General features: G+C 40.7%; 1 pseudogene. It reads right to left on the bottom strand.

Annotation, left to right across the window (positions count from 1 at the left end):
* Positions 1–309: 309 nt before the first annotated feature.
* Positions 310–590, bottom strand: a pseudogene (locus ABD126_RS38630) (hypothetical protein); the annotation flags it as partial.

Raw genomic sequence — 590 nt, 5'->3', positions numbered from 1 at the left:
CGTTTATACAGGTTATACTCATGATCCCACCTCATCCTTGTACAGAATAGATGGGGATAACTACAGTGGAATGGGTATGTATATCCCCAATTCATTCACCACTCCCAAATATTTGCTTTGGAACAATTAGGGATATTCAGTAAATGTCTCTAAAAAATAAGATGGCATATGAAGATGATAGGGCATGACCATTTCATATGCCATTCTTATTGTCATTTTTCCGTGCTTTCTCACATACTTCTATCCGACAGGACATGACGTTCCGGAAGAAGTCTGATGACCTCTTCTGATTCTGTGAGTAAAATCATATCATGCTGCTTTAGCTGTTTTGTTTCTGATTTTTTCTATCATCAGTATGGCATTTGCCGTATGTATTCCAAAGAAAATCCACAGTATTTCCGTCTTCCTGTTTCTGGCCTTTATCCTTGAGAGCGAGTAATGTTGCTTTTGAGTGCCGAAGCTTCCTTCAAGCCGTGTTGCCCTTTCTTTTGAGAGTTCGCTTCTAAGCACCTTCCTCAAAGGCTCATCTTTGGCCGCCCTTCCCTTGCGCACAAAGGATGTGGATATCCCATATTTTGTACAGAACTTTC

Origin of the sequence: Saccharothrix mutabilis subsp. mutabilis (genome assembly GCF_039521145.1) — a bacterium.
Lineage (GTDB): Bacteria > Actinomycetota > Actinomycetes > Mycobacteriales > Pseudonocardiaceae > Actinosynnema > Actinosynnema mutabilis.
Note: the sequence above shows the minus strand (reverse complement) of the source record. Positions and strands in the feature narration are given on the sequence as shown.